General features: G+C 62.5%; 13 protein-coding genes. 1 reads left to right on the top strand and 12 read right to left on the bottom strand.

The window, feature by feature from the left end; genetic code table 11:
- Together A7317_RS20245 and mnmC are read right to left on the bottom strand one after the other, a co-directional pair.
- Window positions 1-1,773, bottom strand: a complete 1,773-nt coding sequence (locus tag A7317_RS20245; protein WP_069076706.1) for an N-acetylglutaminylglutamine amidotransferase — start codon at window positions 1,771-1,773, stop codon at window positions 1-3.
- 165 nt (window positions 1,774-1,938) lie between these two features.
- Entirely contained in the window at window positions 1,939-3,933 is a 1,995-nt protein-coding gene (mnmC, locus tag A7317_RS20240) for a bifunctional tRNA (5-methylaminomethyl-2-thiouridine)(34)-methyltransferase MnmD/FAD-dependent 5-carboxymethylaminomethyl-2-thiouridine(34) oxidoreductase MnmC (RefSeq protein ID WP_024076613.1), read from the bottom strand.
- Window positions 3,934-4,074: 141 nt separating this feature from the next.
- Between mnmC and pap the strand changes: the two genes are divergently transcribed.
- Entirely contained in the window at window positions 4,075-5,589 is a 1,515-nt protein-coding gene (pap, locus tag A7317_RS20235; RefSeq protein ID WP_024076612.1) for a polyphosphate:AMP phosphotransferase, read from the top strand.
- A 243-nt stretch (window positions 5,590-5,832) separates the two neighbouring features.
- On the opposite strand, the gene A7317_RS20230 is transcribed toward pap, so the two are convergent.
- The 10 genes from A7317_RS20230 to A7317_RS20185 form a co-directional block, all read right to left on the bottom strand.
- A complete protein-coding gene (locus A7317_RS20230; protein WP_069074985.1) occupies window positions 5,833-7,083 on the bottom strand; it encodes an IS256 family transposase in 1,251 nt (416 codons plus the stop codon).
- A gap of 251 nt (window positions 7,084-7,334) precedes the next feature.
- A complete protein-coding gene (locus A7317_RS31670) occupies window positions 7,335-8,027 on the bottom strand; it encodes a methyl-accepting chemotaxis protein (protein ID WP_371128943.1) in 693 nt (230 codons plus the stop codon).
- A gap of 1,601 nt (window positions 8,028-9,628) precedes the next feature.
- Window positions 9,629-9,937 (bottom strand): DUF3144 domain-containing protein, encoded by a 309-nt coding sequence (locus A7317_RS20220; RefSeq protein ID WP_024076543.1) that lies wholly within the window; start codon window positions 9,935-9,937, stop codon window positions 9,629-9,631.
- 33 nt (window positions 9,938-9,970) lie between these two features.
- Entirely contained in the window at window positions 9,971-10,666 is a 696-nt protein-coding gene (locus A7317_RS20215; RefSeq protein ID WP_069077439.1) for a tRNA (adenine(22)-N(1))-methyltransferase, read from the bottom strand.
- Window positions 10,667-10,771: 105 nt separating this feature from the next.
- Complete coding sequence (gene argE, locus A7317_RS20210) at window positions 10,772-11,923, bottom strand: acetylornithine deacetylase (protein WP_069076704.1); 1,152 nt, start codon at window positions 11,921-11,923, stop codon at window positions 10,772-10,774.
- Complete coding sequence (locus tag A7317_RS20205) at window positions 11,920-12,597, bottom strand: DUF1028 domain-containing protein (RefSeq protein ID WP_024076548.1); 678 nt, start codon at window positions 12,595-12,597, stop codon at window positions 11,920-11,922. The genes argE and A7317_RS20205 overlap by 4 nt, the downstream gene beginning before the upstream one ends.
- A gap of 10 nt (window positions 12,598-12,607) precedes the next feature.
- Window positions 12,608-13,339, bottom strand: coding sequence for a class II aldolase and adducin N-terminal domain-containing protein (locus A7317_RS20200; protein WP_069076703.1), 732 nt, complete (start codon window positions 13,337-13,339; stop codon window positions 12,608-12,610).
- Window positions 13,340-13,391: 52 nt separating this feature from the next.
- Entirely contained in the window at window positions 13,392-14,222 is an 831-nt protein-coding gene (locus A7317_RS20195; protein WP_024076550.1) for an ABC transporter substrate-binding protein, read from the bottom strand.
- Window positions 14,223-14,250: 28 nt separating this feature from the next.
- Window positions 14,251-15,123, bottom strand: coding sequence for a phytanoyl-CoA dioxygenase family protein (locus tag A7317_RS20190; RefSeq protein ID WP_069076702.1), 873 nt, complete (start codon window positions 15,121-15,123; stop codon window positions 14,251-14,253).
- A gap of 26 nt (window positions 15,124-15,149) precedes the next feature.
- On the bottom strand, window positions 15,150-16,667 hold the full coding sequence (locus tag A7317_RS20185) for an amino acid ABC transporter permease/ATP-binding protein (RefSeq protein WP_069076701.1): 1,518 nt from the start codon (window positions 16,665-16,667) through the stop codon (window positions 15,150-15,152).
- Window positions 16,668-17,284: the final 617 nt, after the last annotated feature.

Raw genomic sequence — 17,284 nt, 5'->3', positions numbered from 1 at the left:
TCAGATTCCTTGTTCGCTGAGCCACAGGTTCAGCGCTGCCAGTTGCCACAGCTTGGAGCCGCGCAACGGCGTCAGTTGGCCCTGCGGGTCAGTCAGCAGGCGATCGAGCATGGCCGGGTTGAACAGGCCGCGATCCTGGCTGGGGTCGAGCAGCAGTTCACGCACCCAGTTCAAGGTGTCGCCCTGCAAATGCTTGAGCCCTGGCACCGGGAAGTAGCCTTTCTTGCGGTCGATGACTTCGCTCGGGATCACCCGGCGCGCCGCTTCCTTGAGTACCTGCTTGCCGCCGTCGGGCAACTTGAATTGACCGGGGACGCGTGCCGACAGCTCCACCAGGCGGTAGTCGAGGAACGGCGTGCGTGCCTCCAGGCCCCAGGCCATGGTCATGTTGTCGACGCGTTTGACCGGGTCGTCCACCAGCATCACCGTGCTGTCCAGGCGCAGGGCCTTGTCCACGGCGGCATCGGCGCCGGGCATCGCGAAATGCTCACGCACGAAATCGCCAGCGGCATCGTTGGCGGTCAGCCATTTTGGAGCGACGGTGGCGGCGTAGTCGTCGTAGCTGCGGTCGAAAAACGCCTCGCGGTACGCGGCATACGGATCGCTGGCACCGTCCACCTGCGGGTACCAGTGGTAACCGGCAAACAGTTCGTCGGCGCCCTGGCCGCTTTGCACCACCTTGCAATGCTTGGCCACTTCCCGGGACAAGAGGTAGAAGGCAATGCAGTCATGACTGACCATCGGCTCGCTCATGGCGCGGAACGCGGCCGGCAGTTGCTCGATGATCTCGCTTTCGGCGATGCGCAATTGATGGTGGCGGGTGCCGTAGTGCTTGGCGATCAGGTCTGAATACTGGAATTCATCGCCGCGCTCGCCGCCAGCGTCTTCAAAACCGATGGAGAAGGTCGACAGGTCCTGCACGCCGACTTCCCGCAACAAGCCGACGAGCAGGCTCGAATCGACGCCACCGGAGAGCAGCACGCCGACATCCACGGCGGCGCGTTGGCGAATCGCCACGGCCTCGCGGGTGCTGTCGAGCACGCGGTCGGTCCAGTCTTCCAGCGTGAGGTTGCGCTCATCCTCTCGCGGGCCGTAGGGCAGGCTCCACCAGGTTTTTTGCTCGGTGTTGCCCTTGGCGTCGACGCGCATCCAGGTGGCGGGCGGCAGTTTTTCGATGCCTGCCAGCAGCGTGCGCGGTGCAGGCACCACGGCATGGAAGTTCAGGTAATGGTTGAGTGCGACGGGGTCGAGGATCGGGTTGATATCGCCGCCCTTGAGCAGGGCTGGCAGGGTTGAGGCAAAGCGCAAACGCTGGCCGGTACGTGAGAGGTACAACGGCTTCACGCCCAGGCGGTCGCGGGCGATAAACAGGCGCTGGGCGTCGCGCTCCCAGATGGCAAACGCGAACATGCCGTTGAGCTTGGGCAGCAGAGCCTCGCCCCAGGCGTGATAGCCCTTGAGCAGCACTTCGGTGTCGCCGCCGGAATAGAAGGCATAGCCCAGGGCTTCGAGCTCCTGGCGCAGTTCCGGGAAGTTATAGATTGCACCGTTGAACGCCAGGGACAGCCCCAGTTGGGCGTCAACCATCGGTTGGGCCGAGCCATCCGACAGGTCCATGATTTTCAGGCGTCGATGGCCCAGGGCAATCGGCCCTTGGGCATGAAAGCCCCAGGCGTCGGGGCCACGGGGGGCCAAGTGATGGGTGATGCGTTCAATCGCTGCCAGGTCGGCAGGTTGGGCATCAAAACGTAGTTCTCCAGCTAATCCGCACATAAGTTCCTTACCGGTTTTTCCGTTGGGGAGGGGTAAATACTCAATGCGCCTAAAGGGCGCGTACCCAGAAACTGACACGCCCCTATGATTGGAGTTTTAGAACAATCTGTTATAAGGCCAAGAGCCTTGGCTGCTCCGGTGCGATCCTGCGCGGCGAGTGGCCCGTTACTGCGCAGAGGAGCCGCCCGTGCCGCGAATCAATGCGCGCAAGGCGAACCGATTCGGATGGCAGGCGTCGGCCACGCTTTTAGGCACCGGCAAGGGTTCATCGTCCAGCCATGCCGCCAACAGTTCCGCGCACAGGGGGGCGGTCACCAGCCCACGGGAGCCATGGCCGCTGTTGATATACAGGCCGTCGAGCCATGGGCAGGCGGCCTCGGGTACCTGTCGGGCGTCCTTGCGCAGTGCCGCATAGGCGTGGTCAAAGGCCGCGCGATCGGCCAGTGGCCCGACAATCGGCAGGTAGTCCGGGCTGGTGCAGCGAAACGCGGCGCGACCTTGCAGGTCCTCGCCGGCAAGGTGGTCGGCGCCCAGGCGGTGCAGCAGGTCGACGGATATTTCCCGCAGCATGTCCAGGTTGCCGACATGCTCGGCGACCGTGGGGGTCAGGTCATCGCTCTTGAAATCGAAGCTGGCGCCCAGCGTGTGCTCCCCCAGGCGCGCCGGGGCCACATAGCCCTCGGCGCACACCACCGTGGCCAACGCCTGGCTCGCCGGGGTTTGCGCCAAGCGGGTGATTTGCCCGCGAATGCGCTTGAGGGGCAGGTCGGCGCTGAACGCGAAGTGCTTGATCTGCGCTGCGTTGGCCAGCACCACCACACTGGCGCTGGCCAGCAAGGTGTCGCCGGCCAGGGCGCGCCATTGACCGTCGACGCGTTGCAACTCAAGGGCTTCGTGATGCGTCAGCACGGTGATCAGAGGGTGCCGGGCTTGCCATTCGCATAACGCTGGCGGGTGCACCCAACCGCCTTCGGGGTAGAACAGCCCGCCATGCTCCAGCGCCACACCGGCACGAGCCTGGGCCTGGGCCTGATCGAGCCGATGCAGCAGGCCAGGGGCGAATGCGCCGGCCAACTGTGCCTGGCGCTCGGCTTCCTTGGCGTTGAAGGCCAGTTGAAGCACGCCGCAACCGTCCCAGTCGACGCCTCGGTGCAGGTGTTCCAACAGGCGTCGGGTATGGCCGAAACCGCTGAGGATCAACTGCGAAAGTGCCGTGCCGTGCGCTGACAGCTTGAGGTAAAGCACGCCTTGCGGGTTGCCTGAGGCTTCCTGCGCCAGGCCCGCATGTCGTTCCAGCAGCTTGACGCGCCAGCCGCGTGCCGCGAGGCTGGCTGCCGTAGCGCAGCCGGCCAGGCCACCCCCGATCACCAGGGCGCTGCGCTCACCGTGCAGCGGCGTTGGACGGGCGAACCACGGTTTGTCCGGGGGCGGCGGCGGGGTGTCGGCCGGCCACCCAAGGTATTCACCCCGCAGGATCTCCCATTTGTGGCCAATACCCGGCGTGCGTTTCATCTTGAACCCGGCGGCATTGATCAGCCGCCGCACCCAACCGGTGCTGGTAAACGTGCTGATGGTCGCTCCAGGGGCCGCCAGGCGTGCCAGTTCGGCGAACAGCTCGGCGGTCCACATGTCGGGGTTTTTGGCGGGGGCGAAGCCATCGAGAAACCATGCATCGACTTGCGCATCCAGTTGCGGTAATTGCTCCAGGGCGTCACCGATCAACAGCGTCAAGGTCACACGGCCGTTGGCCAGCACCAGGCGCTGGAAGCCTTGGTGGATCGCGACGTACTGCGCCAGTAAGGATTCGGCGAAGGGTTGCAGCTCGGGCCACAGGGCGAGTGCGCGTTGCAGGTCGGCGTGGCTCAGCGGGTATTTCTCAACGCTGACAAAGTGCAAGCGCGCACCGGCTACGGCCTGCTGTTCAAACAACTGCCAGGCGCAGAGAAAATTCAGGCCAGTGCCGAAACCGGTCTCGCCGATCACCAGGCATCCATTCACCGGCAAGGCAGCAAAACGCTCCTGCAAACGGTTCTGTTCGAGGAACACATAACGGGTTTCTTCCAGGCCCGATTTGTCGGAAAAGTACACGTCGTCGAATACCCGTGAGTGCGGGCGACCTTGGTCATCCCAGTCGAGCTGGGCGTGGGTTACGGGGTTCATGGGCGACTCGGCAAAGGCAAGGCCGCCATTCTAGCCGATCAACAGCCTTTGAATTGACCCACGGCAAGCGCACGTGGAATTTCCTCCCGCATGGCGTTGCCCAATCCGCTAGTCTTGATCCATCTTGAAACGGAGCAGCCTATGTTCGAATCCGCCGAAATCGGTCACGCCATCGACAAAGACACCTACGACACCGAGGTGCCCGCCCTGCGCGAAGCCTTGCTCGAAGTGCAATACGAGTTGCAGCAGCAGAAGCGTTTTCCGGTGATCATCCTGATCAACGGGGTTGAAGGTGCGGGCAAGGGCGAGACGGTCAAGCTGCTCAATGAATGGATGGACCCGCGCCTGATCGAAGTGCGCACCTTCGACCAGCAGACCGACGAGGAACTGGCGCGCCCCCCGGCCTGGCGCTACTGGCGCCAACTGCCCGCCAAGGGCCGCATGGGCGTGTTTTTTGGCAATTGGTACAGCCAGATGCTGCAAAGCCGCGTGCACGGCGAGATCAAGGATGCGCGGCTCGACCAGGCCATCGCCGGTGCCGAGCGCCTGGAGAAGATGTTCTGCGATGAGGGCGCGGTGATCTTCAAGTTCTGGTTCCACCTGTCCAAGAAACAGATGAAGGCGCGACTCAAGGCCCTGGCCGATGACCCGCTGCACAGCTGGCGCATCAGCCCGCTGGACTGGCAGCAATCGCAGACCTACGACAAGTTCGTGCATTTTGGCGAGCGCGTGCTGCGCCGCACCAGCCGTGACTATGCGCCGTGGCATGTGATCGAAGGTGTCGACCCCTATTACCGTGGCCTGACCGTGGGCAAGATCCTGCTCGAAGGCCTGCAAAACGCCTTGAAGCAAGCCAGGGGCAAGGCCAGCGGCATGAACCCGGCGCCTTTGCCTGCCGCGGTGGACCAGGTGAGCCTGCTGAACAGCCTCGACATGACCTTGAGCCTGGACAAGGACGATTACGAAGAACAACTGATTACCGAGCAGGCGCGCCTCTCTGGCCTGATGCGCGACAAACGCATGCGCAAGCACGCCCTGGTCACTGTGTTCGAAGGCAACGATGCCGCCGGGAAGGGGGGGGCGATCCGCCGTGTCGCCGCGGCCCTCGACCCGCGCCAGTACCGCATCATCCCGATCGCCGCACCCACCGAAGACGAACGGGCTCAGCCTTACCTCTGGCGTTTCTGGCGGCAGATCCCGGCACGCGGCATGTTCACGGTATTCGACCGGTCGTGGTATGGCCGAGTGTTGGTGGAGCGCATCGAAGGCTTCTGCACCCCGGCCGACTGGTTGCGTGCCTATGGCGAGATCAACGACTTCGAGGAGCAACTGCGCGATGCGGGGGTGATTGTGGTCAAGTTCTGGCTGGCTATCGATAAGCAGACCCAACTGGAGCGTTTCCAGGCCCGTGAGGCGATCCCGTTCAAGCGCTTCAAGATCACCGAGGACGACTGGCGCAACCGCGACAAGTGGGACGACTACCGCGCGGCGGTGGGCGATATGGTCGACCGCACCAGCACCGAGGTCTCGCCGTGGACCCTGGTGGAGGCCAATGACAAGCGTTGGGCGCGGGTCAAGGTGCTACGCACCATCAACCTGGCCTTGGAAGAAGCGTTCGCCAAGTCCGACAAGCACGATAAAAAGAAAAAGAAATAAGTGGCTGGGTAACTGACTCGTGGCGAGCGGGGCTGTTGCGAGGGAGAGGGCTTGAAGTGGCCGGAGGGTTTGTTGTGGGGGAGAGGGCTTGTTGTGGGGAGTAGGCCTGTTGTGGGGGAGAGGGCTTGAAGTGGTCAGAGGGCTTGTTGTAGGGGGAGAGGGCTTGTTGTGGCGAGCGGGCTGGGACTGTCAGATATTTTGTGTGCGGGCCGGTAACGGCCTGCCGTCAGGCAGGCCGTGCTTTTACCAGGTCGGCCTGATAAATCGATCTCCGTACAGAATCGCAAATTGATTCATCGCACTTTTCCAGTCATGGGCCGCGGAGCCCCAGTTTGCGGTGATATTGCGCAGTCCAAGCCAGATCAGTTTTGTCGCCGCATCGTCGGTCGGGAAGTGACCTCGGGTCTTGATGATCTTGCGCAACTGAGCGTTGATGCTCTCAATGGCGTTGGTCGTGTAGATCACTTTTCGAATCGCCGGCGGGAACACGAAAAATGGGATCACACGATCCCAAGCGCGGCGCCAGGCAGCCACTACCGTCGGATACTGCTTGCCCCATGGCCCGCTTTCAAACGCATCCAGCGCCTGCTCGGCCGCTTCGGCGGTCACCGCCTGATAGATCGGTTTGAGCGCCTTGGCCAGTTCGCGACGCTTGTCCCAGGCCGCGTAATCAAGACTGTTGCGGATCAGATGAACAATGCATGTTTGCAGTGTCGTGTCTGGAAATACGGCGTTGAGAGCCTCTGGCATGCCTTTCAGTCCATCGGTCACAGCAATCAACACGTCTTCGACGCCGCGTGTCTTGAGGTCGTTGAAAACTTTCATCCAGAACTTGGCGCCCTCGGTATTTTCTACCCAGATGCCGAGAATATCGCGTGTTCCGTCAGGCAAAACGCCCAGGGCCAAGTAAATCGCCTTGTTGCGAACCAGCCCCTCTTCGCGAATTTTGACCCGTAGAGCATCGAAGAAAATAACCGGATACATCGGCTCCAAAGGCCGCTGTTGCCATGCACCGATCTCTGCCATGACCTCGTCGGTTACAGAGCTGATGAAGTCGGGAGAAACGTCAGTACCGTACTGCTCGGAAAGAAACGCTCGGATCTCTCTGACCGTCATTCCACGGGCATACATGGCGATGATCTTGTCGTCGAAACCGGTGTAGCGGCGTTCGTGCTTGGGGATCAAAATGGGCGAAAAACTGCCGTCCCGGTCGCGGGGAATATCCAGTCGGAGCGGACCGTCGCCGGTTAGAACCGTCTTGCCGCTTTTGCCATTGCGCTGGTTGGTTTCATCCTCTGGGCGCTGCGCGCCCGGCGGATAGCCCAAGTGGTGACCTAGCTCTGCACTCAGCGCTCGCTCGATCAAAGCCTTCTTGAACGCCGCAGACGCGTCCTCGATAGCTTCAGCGGTCATCGGTCCATCGGTGAATTGCTCGAGCAGCTCTTTCGGGATTTTCGGCAGCTCTCGCAACGCGGGTTTCTTTTTGGTTGGCATACATGCACCTCTTACTCATGTTATGCCCGAACACAAAATTTCTGACACCCCCGAGCGGGCTTGCCCCGCGTTGGGCTGCGCAGCAGCCCCAAAACCAGGCACCGCGGTGTGTCAGTTAAAAACACATCGCCTGTAAAGGGGCTGCTTCGCAGCCCAACGCGGGGCAAGCCCGCTCGCCACAACAACAACCCCGCTCGCCACAACGGCCCACTCCACAACAGCTAGCTCGCCACAGCAAACGCGGTGAGCGTTCAGCTCAGGCGAAAACGCGCGGTGTTGTCGCTCAGGGCACGGCTGCCCTTACTCAGCGTATCCGCCGCCTGATTCACCGCCCGCGCGCCGTCGAGCAAGCGCCCTGCCGCCTGGTCGACCTGTTGGATATTGCCGCTCACTTCATCCGCCGTGGTGGCTTGTTCTTCCACCGCCGCCGCAATCTGCGCCAGGGTGTCGGTGACATTCTGCACAGCCCCGGCGATCTCGCCCAGCCGCGTGCCCAGCCCGGTGACGGACTCGGCATCGGTCAGCGCCTGTTCGCAGGCGGCGCCCATCAGCGTGACGGCCTGGCTGACCGTGGCGCGCAGGCTGTCCACCGTGCTGGCGATCTGCGCGGTGGAGGCCTGGGTGCGTTGTGACAGGCTGCGCACTTCATCGGCCACCACGGCAAAGCCCCTGCCCTGCTCGCCGGCGCGAGCGGCTTCGATGGCGGCGTTGAGCGCCAGCAGGTTGGTTTGTTCGGCGATGCCGCGAATGGTGTCGACCACCGATTGAATCTGCTGGCCCTGCTGGCTCACTTGCTCCAGGGCGTTGGCCGTGTCGGTCAGGCGCTGGTTGAGCTGCTGGATGCTCGCCGTGGTGCGCAGGCTGTCGCGGCTGCTGTCTTCGGCGATGCGCCGGGTCTGCTGGGCGCTGCCGGAGGCTTGTTCACAGCTCTTGGCGACGCCCATGGAGGTGGCGGCCAACTGCGTGGCGGCGGCGGCGATCTGGCTGATCTGGTGTTGCTGGTCTTCGACGTCGCCGAGGGTGCTGCTCGATTGCGTATTGAGGGTGAGCACGGCAGAACCGAGCTGCTGGGTCTCGTGGTTGACCCCGAGCAGGCTGGTGCGCAACTGCACCACCGCCACGTTGAGCGCGGTGCTGATGACCGCCAGTTCGTCGCGCCCTTCCACCGCCACTTCCACGCACAGGTTGCCGTCACGCAGGGACTCGGCCAAGGTGGTGATACCGCTGGCACTGCGGCGGATCGAGGCTTGCAGGCACATGAACAGGTACAGCGCCGCCAAGGCCAGCAGGCTGAACGTCGCCACTACAGGGATGAACTGCTGAAGGGAACGGTCGTGGTAATAGCTCAGGCGCGCTTCCAGTGAGCCCAGCGACTGGTTGCGCAGCGCGCCCAGGCTACCGAGCATGGCGTCGACACTGCGCTCGAAACCGGCGGGATCGAGCTTGATGCTGCCGCCGAACACGCCATCGTCAAGCACTTTGAGCTCGCTATCCAGCAATTGCAGGCTGTTGTCGTACTGGGCGATCCAGGGTTCCAGGCCAGGGTATTGCTTGGCCTTGAGCGACGCCGTCGCCTTGACCAGTTGCTCCCGCGCATCACCGATGCGGCTGCGCAGGTCACGCATCTGCAAACGGCTTTGCAAGGTGAACTGCCCCGAGGCGACGGACGACTGACCCACACTGGCCATGCGCCCGATACGCTCGATCAGGTCTGGCGTTTGCTGGGTGGAAACCTGCATCAGCAGGTAAGTTTCCAGCCAGGGATCGAGGATCAGGCCGGTGTCGAGGGCGATCTGCTCGCGCAGGGTTTGCAGGGCGGTCAGGGCCGAGGTGAAGCGGTCGTAACCGTCCGGCCACCAGCCCACCGTGCGCAGGGATTGCACGTCCATGCCCTTGACCGTTGCCTGCAACGCCTCGAAGCGGGCCAGGGTGTCGGCGCTGACGCCCCGAGCCTTGAGCGCATCGCCCAGGGCTTGCAGGCTTTGCAGGATCAGCGGGTTATTGGCATCCACCTTGTCCATCGCCACCTTGGCCGCAGGCGTCGGTTCACGCAGCAGGTCCAGGGCTTTCCAGCGCGACGCCAGGTTGCGCTGGGCGGTCAATTGGCCATCCAGCGAATCCAGAGCCAGCAGTTGGTGAACGCCGGACGTTTCGCTGGAAATCACCGCTAATTTATCGCGATAGTCCAACCCGATCAGCCACAGGCTCCCGGCCAGGGGCAGCATGAACAGAATGAATAGAATCTGGAACTTGCGCGCAAAACCAAAACGTCCGAGCAGGCGGATACCGGGTGATAAAAGACTGTGCATGGCCGACCACTCCCCAAAACAACCCACGTGGTACAACGCAGGGCGAAACCATGAAATGACTAACGGCAAAATGCCATGTCATTGATTGGGAAGGCTCAAGCAAGATACGGGCCGTCGGCATGGGGCCCGCAGATAGGCAGGGTGCGGCTGAATAACGGGCGCGGTGCGCACGAAAATGGGGCAAAAGCACTCAGGTGCGCTGGGCAAACTGTAACCGCTCTTTACGCCCCTTTCGCTTATTCGCCGGCGGGCGACGCATTTACCTGCATGTACTGGCTGAAATTGTTGATGTGGTCATCCAGATTGTCCTCAAGCATCAGTCGGTATTGCTCGGTGAAATACTTCAACAGCGCTTCGCGTGCGTCGGCCATCTCCGCCCCGGACTTGAAACTGCGCGCGCTGGCCCAGGCATTGAAACGCGTGGTCCCGAAGGTCATCGAGGCGCTGACCTGGCCGATGTTTTCAAGGGTCTTGAGTTGCTCGTTCGACAGCTCGATATGGGCGTCGGCGCGGTCGTAGAAGGCTGAGTCGGTGGCGTCTGCCATGGTGGGCTTCCTTGATGAATCGTTGAATTGAGTTCAAGCCAGCAACGCGGTAATCCACTGCACCTGCTGGACAAGTTCCTGCACCTTGGCCTGCGGCACCGCCTGCCGCGCTTGCTGGAAACTGGCCAGGGTCTTGTGTTTCTGGCGCAGCAGGCGTTGCCATTTGGCCAGGAACACCGGGCTGCGCGCCTGCATCAGCAGCGGGCCGAAGTACAACGCCTCGGCACTGTACACCACTGGTTCGGCACGTTCGGCGACGATGATTTCGTAGTAGAAACGGTTTTCCTGCAACAGCTCCTCGACCAGGATGCGGTAGCCATTGTCCATCAGCCAGTGGCGCAGCGGTTGCTCGCCGCCGTTGGGTTGCAGGATCAGACGCTCCTGGCCGTTGAGGTACGCCGTGCCGCTGGCGAGGATGTCACGGATCGTCTCGCCGCCCATGCCGCACAGGCTGATGGCGGTGATCGCATCTGCCGGCGTGATGGCCGCCAAGCCATCGGCCAGGCGCACGCTGACTTGCTGCTCCAGGCCATTGTCGCGCACGGTCCGTTCCGCCGCGTGGAAGGGCGTCGCCGCCACCTCCCCCGCCACCGCTGCTGCGATCACACCGCGACGCATCAACGCCACCGGCAGGTAGGCGTGGTCCGAGCCGATATCCGCCAACCGCGCCCCAGGCGGCACATGCGCCGCCACGCGTTCCAGGCGGGTGGAGAGTGTGTGTTCGTTCAACTGAGGTTCCTTCTTCACCGCGAATGTCAGTGCGAGCGGCGCATCATGCTGGGTGAAGAAGATGAGGTAAAGGCTGGCACCTGAAAACACGGCCGGCCTTGCCATTCAATGGCGCACAAACCCCACTACCCGCGCCAACATCCGATCACACGCCTCCAGTTGCGCCAGGCTGATAAATTCATCGGCCTTGTGCCCCTGCTCCATGCTCCCCGGCCCGCACACCACCGTGGGAATCCCCACCTGGTCAAACAGGCCGCCCTCGGTGCCAAAGGCGACGGTGCCGTAGTCTCGAGAGCCGCAAAATTGCGCGACCCACTCGGCGGCCTGGCTTTCCAGGGAGGTCACCAGGCCGGGGTAGCTCGACAACTCGCTGAAGCCGATCGCGCACTGCGCACTCACCGCCTGCATCGCCGGTAGCAGGGTGTGCTCGGCGTACTCACGCAGTTGGTTGGCCACCTGCCAAGGGTCATGGGCCGGCAGCGAGCGCACTTCAAAGTCAAACGTGCACTGCTGCGGGACGATATTCAGTGCCTTGCCGCCGCTGATCACACCGGTCTGCACCGTGGAGAATGGCGGTTCAAAACGCGGATCCAGCTGCGCCGGCGCCTTGAGTGTTTCGCCAAGCCGTACCAGTTCACTGATCAAGCGCGCCGCGTATTCGATGGCGTTGACGCCCGACGGCGCATACGCCGAATGACACGCCGCGCCGTGTACGTCGCAACGCATGGCCAATTTGCCCTTGTGCCCCAGCACCGGCTTGAGCTCGGTGGGCTCGCCGATCACGCATAGCAGCGGCTTGACCGGTTGGGCCTGAAACCTTTCGATCAACGCCCGCACACCCAGGCAGCCCACTTCTTCGTCATAGGACAGCGCAATGTGCACCGGCATGCGCAACGGCGCCTGTACCAGCGTTGGCACGCAGGCCAGTACGCAGGCGATATAGCCCTTCATGTCAGCCGTGCCACGCCCGTATAACCTGCCGTCCTGTTCCGTCAGCTCGAACGGCGCCACGCTCCAGCGTTGGCCGTCCACCGGCACCACATCGGTGTGCCCGGACAACACGATGCCCGGCACATCCGCCGGGCCAATGGTCGCCAGCAGGTTGGCCTTGCTCTTGTGTTCGTTGAATAACAGTTCACAGGCAACGCCGTGGCCCTGCAAATAGGTGCGCACGAAGTCGATCAGCGCCAGGTTGGATTCGCGGCTGGTGGTGTCAAAGCGCACCAGTTGCGCCAGCAGGTCACGGCTGTGGTTCATCGGTCGTCTCCCGGCACCGCATAGCCCGGTGCAAGGTGCGGGTTGAGGGCGCGGTCGAGGTAGTCCTGCAGTTGCGGGCGATAGGCCTGCCAGAGTTGGTCGAGGCCGCCAATCGGGTCTGTATCGGCCCAGTCCACACGCAAGTTGACGATAGGCCACGGCAGGTCATCGACCACCACCAGGGCCGCCGAATGCACCGGCCCGGCTTCGCCGCCCTCGGCCTGGCCGGCGTGCATCGCGGCAAGCAGGCGCTCGGCCAGGTGCCCGCTGGCGTGCTCAAAGGCGCGTACCATGGCGCTGATCACTGCGCGATTGGCCAGCATATTTCCGGCGGCAACACACTGTTCCCCGCTGACCGCGTCGTGAATGCCCAGGGTCTGGGCACCGCTGTAATGCGCGGTGCGCCCCTGGCTATCGATCACCGTTACTTGACGATATTCACGGTGCTCCTGGCCGGCAAGCACCGCGCCAAGCGCCTCACTGGCTGCCATGCCCTGCTCCAACACGTCCAGCACCTGCGGCCCCAGGCTCGGCAAGGTAATGTTCTGCGAGGCCACCGCGCCCACCCCGGGCCGCAGCCATGGGCAACGGGCGCCCACCGCAATGCTCGACGAGCTGATTGCTATACCCAACTGGCCCGTTTCGGCGCAGCGGGCGACAACGGAAAAAGTCATTGAGCGCTCCTCAATCGAGTACCGAGGGGTCGGCGTCGATCATCATCTGCTTCATTTCTTCAAAGTGCCGGCGTGAGAAATCCGCAATGCCTTCCCAACTTCGTGCGGTTTTCTCCGCGACGTCATCGGACAACACTCGCAGCGGCTGCCCCGTGGACCACGCTGTGACGAGGATCTGGCAGGCACGCTCCAGGGTCCAGATATCGTCGAAGGCTTCACCGATGGACGAGGCCGTCACCATCACGCCGTGGTTGCCCATCAGCAGGCGGCGCTTGCCGTCGAGCAAGCCGGCCAGGCGCGCGCCTTCGGCCTCGGTGTCGGCCATGCCGCCGTAGAGTTCATCCATCGCGACACGGTTGAAATAGCGCGCGGTGTTCTGGTCGATCGGCGGGATATGCGGTGTGGCCAGGCACGCCACCGCCGTGGTGTAGACCGGGTGCAAGTGCAGCACAGCACGGGTGTGCGGCAGCAGGCGGTGGATCTGCCCGTGGATCGACCAGGCAGTGGCGTCCACGTTCGGGTGCTCGGCCCAGGATGAATCATCAGCGTTGAGCAGCAACAGATCGCTGGCCCGGATCCTGGAGAAGTGCTTCCACTTCGGGTTGAGCAAAAACTGTTTGCCATCGGCCGACACGGCGGCACTGAAGTGGTTGGCCACGGCCTCGTGCATGCCCAGGTGGGCAATGATGCGAAAGGTCGCCGCCAGGTCGATGCGCGTTTGTTCTTCGAGGGATAACGCCATGGATCGGTCTCCGCAGGGCGCGGCCGCAGCGGACTGCGGCGCGCGGGTCAGGTTACTTGGGCATCAACGCCGCAATGTCGGCATCGGTCGGCGCCTCGAAGTTGTATTTCTTGAGCAAGGCCGCGTACTCAGGCGTGGCGCGGTATTTGTCCAGCCCGTCGAGCAGGGCTTTTTTCACCGTGTCATTGCCCTTCTTCACGCCGAAGCCGTTGAGCACCGGGTAGATCAACGTGTCGGATGAAATCACCACGCGGTTGCCCAGCTTGTCGATCACACCACGGGCCACGGCCGCGTCGGTGATCTGCGCCTCCACCGCATGCGCAAGCAGCGCCTGGGTGGTTTGCGGGTCGGTGCTGTATTCGCTGATCAGGATCGGCTTCAAGCCTTTGGCCACGCAGTACTCGGCCGACAGTTTGTTCATCTGCGCCAGCCACGAGGTGGCGCCCATGGAGCCGATCTTGTGGCCGCAGAATTCTTCCGGGGTCTTGGGCTGGAACGCACTGTCCTTGAGGGTGAGGATCGACTCGCCGCTCTTGAGGTAGGGGATCATGTCGATGACTTTGACCCGCTCGGCAGTGATGTACATCGACGAATTGGTCACATCGAAACGCCCGGCTTGCAGGCCGGTGATCAGGTTGGGAAAGCGCGTATCGAGGGTCTCGACCTTGCGCCCCATGACCTTGCCCAGGCCGTCCATGAACTCGATATCAAAGCCCGCCGGCTTGTTGTTATCCATGTACTCGTAGGGGAAGAACGTCACATCGGAACCGGCGACGATCTTGCCTTCCTGCTGGAACGCCGAAGCCGCCAACGAAGTCATCGCAACCGCAGCGCCCAGCAGGCACACGGCAAGGGGGCGAACACTTTTACGAAACGCTGTCATGGTCAATACCTGCAAGGGGGTTGGGAGGTTAGGCAGTGGCAGAATCTTGTCCGGCCTGTTGCACGAAGAACGAGGCGCCACGGGGTTTCTGCGGCAAGCGCAGTTGGTTATCCGTAGAACGCACCATGCCACTTTCTTCACCGGCCACCAGCAGGCCGGCATGTGCGCTGGGCAGTGGGTTTTCGCCGAATGGCAGCGCGTCTTCAGCGGCGTAGACGCTGATGAAGAGGGTGCGCGGCAGTTCGGTCTCGTTAGGGCTGGAAGCATGTAAAAGCCGCGTGTGCATGAAGCACACGGAGCCGGCCGGGCCGTAGCAGGCCACCGGTTGCTGGCAGTGTTCCTGCACCACCGCATCGTCCACCGCGCCGGTGAAGCGCTGGTTCTGCCAGTGCGACCACAGCGGGCCTTTGTGGCTGCCGGGGATCACATTCAGCGGGCCATTTTGCGGGGTGACTTCACTGACCATCAGCAACGCAGTGACGATGTCGTCGTTGCTGTGGGGCGTGAACAAAAAGTCCTGGTGCCACTTCACCTGGGTCGCGGTGTGGGGAAGTTTCGAGTTGATCTTGCTGTGGTGGAAACGCGCGCCGCCGCCACCAATCAACTGCGCGGAAATCTCGGCCATGCGCGAGTGCAAGGCCACGCGTTCATACACCGTGGAAATCTCGGTGGGCGAGCTGACCCGGCGCAACGAGGGGTGGTCAGGCCGGTGGTCGCCTTCCAGGTCGAAGCGCGCGCGGCCATCCACCGTAGCGCCCCACCCCTGGTCATGGCGCCGGCTCTCTTCGACCCACTGGTCGAAGTCGTGCTGCAGCGCGGCCACTTCGTCCATCGACAACACACCTTCCACCACCAGGTATCCGTCGCGCTGGAACTGCTCGATTTGTGCTTGCTCGATCATTGTCTTTTTCCTGAACGTTAAAGCGATCACGCCAGCGAGACGTCCTTGAGGAACGCCTCCACGCGTGGGTTCTGGCCGCTGCGCAATACCGCGGGCGTGTCGTCGCAGACCACCCGCCCCTTCTCCATGAACACGATCCGGTCGGAGACCTTGAACGCGAAATTCATCTCGTGGGTGACGATCACCATGGTGATGCCCTCCTCGGCCAAGGCCTCGATGACTTGCAGCACTTCGTTGACTTTCTCCGGGTCCAGCGCCGAGGTGGGCTCGTCGAACAACATGATCTGCGGGCGCATCATCAGGGCGCGGGCAATGGCCACGCGCTGCTGTTGGCCGCCGGAGAGTTGGTGCGGGTACTTCCAGGCATGGTCGAGCATGCCGACCTTGTGCAGCAGCGCGTAGGCCTGTTGCTTGAGCTCGTCGGTACGCCCCAGGCGGTGGTATTTGGGCGCCATCAGCAGGTTGTCGAGCACGTTCAAGTGCGGGAACAGGTTGAAGCTCTGGAACACCATGCCGATGTTCAGGCGGTGCTCGGCGTGCTCGGTGTACTGGGGTTTCTGCGCGCCGACCTTGCTGAGGTGAATGAAAGGCTGGCCGTTGATCTGGATCTCGCCGTTGTCCAATGGCTCCAGGCCGTTGAGCAGGCGGATCAACGTGGTTTTGCCCGAGCCGGACGGCCCGATCACCGACACCACTTCACCCGGCTGGATTTGCAGGTTGACCGAGCCCAGTACCTCGATGTCGTTGTAGGCCTTGTGCAGTCGCGTGGCCTGCAGCGCCGACACACCGGTACTCACCGGGCGCTGCAACGCGCTGCGCTGTTGTGTGGCCAGGGCCAGCACCGCCGCATCGGGAACGCGCGAGACATTGCGCTGGTTGACGTCGAGAAGGCGCTCCAGGCGTTTGAGCAGGAAGTCGAACACCGTGACGATAAACACGTAGAAGAACGCCACCGCGGCCATGGTTTCGATCACCAGGAAATTCTGCGAATACAGGCGCTGACCGACCATCAGGATTTCCGTCAGCGAGATCACCGACACCAGCGAAGTCAGCTTGACGATGGAGATGTATTCGTTGGCCAGGGACGGCAATGCCACTCGCAGCGCCTGGGGGATCACCACGCGCCATTGGGTGCCGAAAAACTTCAGGCCCAACGCCCGCGCCGCTTCGCCCTGGCCCTTGGGAATCGAGAGCAAACCGCCGCGATGGATCTCGGCCACGTATGCCGTTTCACAGATCACCAGGGCCAGCAGGCCGGACCAGAACGGGTCGGCCAACACCACCGAGGTGGCGGGCAGCGCCTGGGGCAGGTTGTAGATAAAGATCAGCAGCACCAGCAGCGGCAGGCTGCGGAACAACCAGATATAACCCCCCGCCGGCACGCTGAGCAGCGCGTGCCTGGATTGCTTGGCCAGCGCCAGCAGAAAGCCAAAACCGATGCTCAAGACCCAGGTCAGGGTGCTGAGCTTGATCACCGTCCACGTCGCTCGCCAGAACTCGGCGTCACCCAGCAAACCCAACATGTAGTTCCAGTCAAATGTCATCGTCGCTGTGCCCTGCAGAAAAAAGAAATGGCCGATCGAACGTGCAAAACGTTGATCTGCATCAATGGATTCAGAGTCGTGGCGAGAGGCACTTGGGGTCAATTCGTAAAAGCCGGTCCACTGGGTAGGCAGAACCTACGCAGCGCCTCCCCCACTGTTGAAAACACCCCACATCCACTGTGGGAGGGGGCTTGCCCCCGATAGCCATGGGTATCTACACAATGTTGTATTAGCCAACGCTAACCACGATGCGAAGCGAGCCGCCCTTGATCTTGCTTTTGATCTTGATCTCAGGCGCCCCGTTAAACCACGCTGGCCGCAATTCGATAGTGATTTGGGGGGTAAACCGGCAGGGTCTTGCTCGCGAAAAACGTCAACGATAACGCGTGTTTCCTGAATGAACGCGGCGCCTGTAAGTTCTTCGCGAGCAAGAACTAGGCGTCCCCCTCGCTCCTACAAAAAAGCCTTAACTGAACGGCATTAGGGCTTGCCCCGCGTTGGGTCGCGAAGCGGCCCCAATAAGAGCGCTGCAGTGTGTCAGGCAGCTCCGGGACGGTGTCCTGGGGCTGCTTCGCAGCCCAACGCGGGGCAAGCCCGCTCGCCACAACAAGCCATCA

This window comes from Pseudomonas fluorescens (assembly GCF_001708445.1).
Classification (GTDB): Bacteria; Pseudomonadota; Gammaproteobacteria; order Pseudomonadales; family Pseudomonadaceae; genus Aquipseudomonas; species Aquipseudomonas gorinensis.
This window is presented reverse-complemented; position numbering and strand designations above follow the sequence as displayed.